Annotated in this window: 2 protein-coding genes and 1 pseudogene; all 3 read left to right on the top strand. The window is 77.6% G+C overall.

What is annotated here, in order from left to right:
* Window positions 1-140 precede the first annotated feature (140 nt).
* Complete coding sequence (locus AE652_RS40835; RefSeq protein WP_234348727.1) at window positions 141-917, top strand: LamB/YcsF family protein; 777 nt, start codon at window positions 141-143, stop codon at window positions 915-917.
* The gene (gene pxpB, locus AE652_RS40830) at window positions 914-1,546 is read left to right on the top strand and encodes a 5-oxoprolinase subunit PxpB (RefSeq protein WP_049660958.1); all 633 of its coding nucleotides are present in this window, start codon (window positions 914-916) and stop codon (window positions 1,544-1,546) included. Before AE652_RS40835 ends, pxpB begins: the two co-directional genes overlap by 4 nt.
* Before the next feature lie 12 nt (window positions 1,547-1,558).
* Window positions 1,559-1,762: pseudogene (locus AE652_RS40825) on the top strand (allophanate hydrolase subunit 2 family protein); the annotation flags it as partial.

The raw sequence follows: 1,762 nt of genomic DNA, 5'->3' as shown, positions 1-1,762 counted from the left end.
CGCGACCCCGCGCGGCGCCGCCCCGGGGCGTGCGGCCCCGGGCACACGCCGCGGCGCCCGCGGGGCTCCGGGTCACGGGCAACGGCCTTCATCCGCAGGCCCTACCATCTGGCTCAACAGCTGCTGGGAGGCGGACGGGCGTGGCCGATGCGGTGATCGATCTCAATGCGGACCTCGGAGAGGGGTTCGGACGCTGGACCCTGACCGACGACGAGGCCCTGCTGTCGGTGGTGACCAGCGCCAACGTCGCCTGCGGGTTCCACGCCGGGGATCCGTCGACGATGCGCCGGGTCTGCGCGCTGGCGGCCGAGCGCGGCGTCCGGATCGGCGCCCAGGTCTCCTACCGCGACCTGGCCGGCTTCGGCCGCCGCGCGATGGACGTGCCCCCGGAGGAGCTCGCCGACGAGATCGCGTACCAGATCGGCGCCCTCCAGGTGTTCGCCCGCGCGGCCGGCTCCAAGGTCTCCTACGTCAAGCCGCACGGCGCCCTCTACAACCGGGTGGTCGGCGACTCCGAGCAGGCCGAGGCCGTGGTGGCCGGCGTGCTGCGGGCGGGCGCGGTCTGCGACGGGCCGCTGCCCGTGCTCGGCCTGCCGGGCTCGCTGCTGCTGGAGGTGGCCGAGGGCGTCGGGCTCCCGGTGGTCGCCGAGGCCTTCGCCGACCGCGCGTACACCCGTACCGGCACCCTCGTGCCGCGCCGCGAGCCGGACGCCGTGGTGCACGACCCCGAGTCGGTGATCACCCGCGCCGTCGCCATCGCCCGGGACGGCACGGTGGAGGCCGCCGGCGGCGAGCGGATCGCCGTCGAGGCCCGCTCGCTCTGCGTCCACGGCGACACCCCCGGCGCCGCCCAGCTCGCCTGGCGGATCCGCGGCGCCCTGGCCTCCGCCGGGGTCCGGGTGGAGGCCTTCACGTGACACCGGGGACGGTGCGCCGGGTCGGCGAGCGGGCGCTGCTGGTCGAGCTGCCCGGGACGGCCGAGGTGGCCGCGCTGTACGGCTGGCTGAACGAGCACCGGGAGTCAGGGGCGCTCGGTGCGGTGGAGGAACTGGTCCCGGCCGCGCGCACCCTGCTGCTGGACGGCGTCGCGGACGTCGACGCGGTCGCGGCCCTGCTGCGCACCGCCCGTCCGACGGCGGCGGCGGTCGACGTGGCGCGCGGACCGCTACTGGAGGTCCCGACCGTGTACGACGGCGCCGACCTGGCCGGGGTCGCCGCGCTGTGGGGGGTCTCCGTGGAGGCCGCCGTCCGGATCCACACCGGACCCGAGTACGTCGTCGCGTTCTGCGGCTTCGCCCCCGGCTTCGGCTACCTCACCGGCCTCCCGGCGCCGTACGAGGTGCCGCGCCGGGCCACCCCGCGCAGTTCCGTCCCGGCCGGCTCGGTCGCCCTGGCCGGCCCGTACACCGGCGTCTACCCGCACCCCTCCCCCGGCGGCTGGCAGCTGATCGGCCGGACGGCGCTCGCCCTCTGGGACGCCGACCGCGAGCCCCCGGCCCTGCTGGCCCCGGGCACCCGGGTCCGCTTCACCGCGGAACGGGCCTGAGGGGGAGACGAGTTGAACGAGCTGGTGGTGGAGCGGCCGGGACCGCTGACCACGGTCCAGGACCTCGGGCGGCGCGGGGTCGCCCACCTCGGGGTGCCGAGGGCCGGGGCGCTGGACGAGCCGGCCCTGCGGGCGGCCAACCGGCTGGTGGGCAACGACCCCGGGGCCGCCGGGCTGGAGAGCACGCTCGGCGGGGTCGCGCTGCGGGCCGTCGCG

It is taken from the genome of Kitasatospora sp. MY 5-36 (genome assembly GCF_001182915.1).
In the GTDB taxonomy this organism is placed as follows: domain Bacteria; phylum Actinomycetota; class Actinomycetes; order Streptomycetales; family Streptomycetaceae; genus Kitasatospora.
Note: the sequence above shows the minus strand (reverse complement) of the source record. Positions and strands in the feature narration are given on the sequence as shown.